The sequence below is a fragment of the Burkholderia sp. Cy-637 genome, assembly GCF_011753175.1.
Lineage (GTDB): Bacteria > Pseudomonadota > Gammaproteobacteria > Burkholderiales > Burkholderiaceae > Burkholderia > Burkholderia gladioli.
On record NZ_VWWC01000325.1, the window covers coordinates 1 to 3,113 of the forward strand.

Sequence of the window (3,113 nt, forward strand, 5' to 3'; positions counted from 1 at the left end):
GCGGCGCGGCGAGCGCGTGAACAGCGGCGCGGTGCTGCGCAACACCGCGTGGGTGCGATTCTGCGTGGCGGCCTTGCCGCGCGAGCCGGCCTCGGCCGGCGATGCCGCCGCGCGCGCCTCGTCGGGTTGGCCGGGCTGGGCGGAGGCGGCCGCCAGTTCGGCCTGGCGCGGATCGATCATGCCGAGCAGCGGCCAGCGGCGGCGCGCATCGAGGGCTTCGTTCTCCATCCGGATTTCCTGGTAACTGCTTGCATCTCCGCCGAACCGGTCGAAGAGGGCTTTGACATCGCGCGAGGTGTTCATGTGTTCCGTGAATCCAGTGAGCCGGCCGCGAGCGGCCCGGCTGTTGGCCGGCTACGCGCCGCGGCGGCGTTCAGACCGTCTCGGAGGTCAGCAGGAATTCGACGGCGAACCCGTCGTCCTCGCTGCCCGATTGCACGACCGTGAGCTGGCTTGCCCCCATCGCGTCGAGCCAGGTCTGGTAGCTGCCTTGCAGGAAGGCCGGCATCCAGGCCAGGGCGCCGTTGCCGAAGGCCGCGATCGGCGCGCCGCAGTGGACGATGCGCAGGTGGCTGCCCTGGTCCGACAACTCCACGTATCCCCAGCGGACCGAGGCCCAGTGCAGGTTCAGGGCATGCTCGAGATCGGCGGTGGATTCGCAGGGGGCGAGCGCGTGCTCCCCCGCATAACGGCATCCGACGCGAAACATTAAGTGACGCAGTTCGTCGGGGCTCAGTTGCGATTCGAATTCCTCGGCCAGCGCGCGCAGGAAACCACGCCATTGGGAGGAAAGATTCTGCTCGAGCAGGAAATCAACGGCAGTCGGCATGAACGGCGCTCGCACGATAAATCTGAAGAAATCCGGGCGCGTGAGTGCCCGGCTCCAAAACTAGCAGGCACAAACGGCAAATTTTTTAAGTATCGCTTGCATCAAATCCATTAGCAAACTCCGTCAATGACGAGTCGAATTTCCCGGCGAATTTTTCCGGTAATTCCGTGGTTGATGCATCGAGATGACAAAGTCATTACAGCGCGCGATGGGCACTTCGCGTCGACTGTTCGAGACCGGGTCCGAGCCACGCCAGCACCGGCACTGGTGCGAGCGAGGCCATCATCGCGCAGGATCGGCCACCGTTTGTTACAGGAATGGAAACTTCCTTCCGCCGCTTCAAAATGAGCGGTAAAAAATGGGCTTTCAGCGAGGCAATGCCGATTGTCGACAATCGATCCCGCCCGCTTCGCATGCAGCGCGACACGTCGCGCGTGTGCGGCTCGGTGGTATGACCGGTCGGCCCGACGACGGACCGGTCGGTACCGGCGCCGCGCGCCCGGCCGCCTCGCGAGCGCCGCGGCGGCGGCGCGTCCGGGCGCGATTATCGCCGCGAATAGCATTTCGTTATACGGCGGATTTATTTTTCTTCATCGACTCGCTTCCGATGCCGCGCCGACAATCCGGCCAGCACAACACGGCATGCCGCGCCCGCCGGCCGGCAGCCCTCGGAGATGAAGTCATGGAAGTCACGCAGCAATCCGCGCAGGTCCCCTCGTCGCAAGCCGAGCCCGTCGACGACGGCCGCTGGCAGTTCTGGGTCGATCGCGGCGGCACCTTCACCGACATCGTCGCGCGCCGGCCCGACGGCCGGCTGCTCACCCACAAGCTGCTGTCGGACAACCCGGAGCGCTATCGCGACGCGGTGGTGCAGGGGATCCGCGAGCTGATCGGCATCGGCCCTGGCGAGCCGCTGCCGCGCGAGCGCATCGAGGTGATCAAGATGGGCACCACGGTGGCCACCAATGCGCTGCTCGAACGCAAGGGCGCGCGCACCCTGCTGGCGATCACGGCCGGGTTCGCCGACCAGTTGCGGATCGGCTACCAGGAGCGCCCCGACATCTTCGCGCGCCATATCGAGCTGCCGGCGCAGATGTACGAGCGGGTGGCCGAGATCGGGGAGCGCGTCGACGCGCAGGGCCGCGTGCTGCGCGCGCTCGACGAGGACGGCGCGCGCCGCGCGCTGCGCTCGGCGCGCGAGGCCGGCATCGAGGCGATCGCGATCGTGCTGATGCACGGCTACCGGTTCCCGGCCCACGAGCTGCGGGTGGCCGAGCTGGCTCGCGAATGCGGCTTCGCGCAGATCTCGGTGAGCCACCAGGCCAGCCCGCTGATGAAGCTGGTCGGGCGCGGCGACACCACGGTGGTGGACGCCTACCTGTCGCCGGTGCTGCGCGACTACGTGAACCGCGTCACCGAGCACACCGGCGAGGTGCGCCTGATGTTCATGCAGTCCAGCGGCGGGCTGGTGGACGCCGCGCGCTTCCAGGGCAAGGACGCGATCCTGTCGGGGCCGGCCGGCGGCATCGTCGGCGCGGTGCGCACCAGCGAGGCGGCCGGCGAGCGCCGCGTGATCGGCTTCGACATGGGCGGTACCTCCACCGACGTGGCGCATTACGACGGCGCCTACGAGCGCGTGTTCGAGACGCGCGTGGCCGGCGTGCGCGTGCGCGCGCCGATGATGGACATCCACACCGTGGCGGCCGGCGGCGGCTCGATCTGCAGCTTCGAGCACGGCCGCTTCAAGGTCGGCCCCGAATCGGCAGGCGCCTACCCGGGCCCCGCCTCGTATCGCAACGGCGGCCCGCTGACCGTGACCGACTGCAACGTGATGCTGGGCCGCGTGCAGCCGGCGCACTTCCCGCATGTGTTCGGCAGCCGGGGCGACCTGCCGCTCGACGTGACGATCGTGCGCGCCAAATTTGCCGAACTGGCGCGCCGCATCGAGCGCGAGACCGGCCGCGCGATGAGCGGCGAGGCGGTGGCCGAAGGTTTCCTGGCGGTGGCCGTCGACAACATGGCGCAGGCCATCAAGACCATCTCGGTCGAGCGCGGCCACGACCTGGCCGACTACGCGCTGTGCGCCTTCGGCGGCGCGGGCGGCCAGCACGCCTGCGCGGTGGCCGACCAGCTCGGCATGCGGCGCATCGTGCTGCACCCCTTCGCGGGCGTGCTGTCGGCCTTCGGCATGGGCCTGGCCGACCTGCGCGTGCTGCGCGAGCATGCCGTCGAGGCGCCGCTCGAGGCCGGCACGCCCGCCGCGCTGGCGGCCGTGTTCGCGCGG

The 3,113-nt window shown here is 69.0% G+C and carries 3 protein-coding genes; 1 reads left to right on the forward strand and 2 read right to left on the reverse strand.

Translation table 11 applies throughout. From position 1 onward, the window contains the following. Both bcsP and bcsD read right to left on the reverse strand, forming a co-directional pair. The coding region (bcsP, locus tag F3J10_RS35060; RefSeq protein WP_275691724.1) for a cellulose biosynthesis protein BcsP at nucleotides 1-303 on the reverse strand (303 nt) is incomplete at its 3' end. A gap of 70 nt (nucleotides 304-373) precedes the next feature. Next, nucleotides 374-829, reverse strand: coding sequence for a cellulose biosynthesis protein BcsD (gene bcsD / locus F3J10_RS35065; RefSeq protein ID WP_025099181.1), 456 nt, complete (start codon nucleotides 827-829; stop codon nucleotides 374-376). A 682-nt stretch (nucleotides 830-1,511) separates the two neighbouring features. Here bcsD and F3J10_RS35070 point away from each other — a divergent pair. Further along, nucleotides 1,512-3,113, forward strand: a 1,602-nt coding sequence (locus F3J10_RS35070) for a hydantoinase/oxoprolinase family protein (RefSeq protein ID WP_275691725.1), incomplete at its 3' end; no start/stop codon positions are given.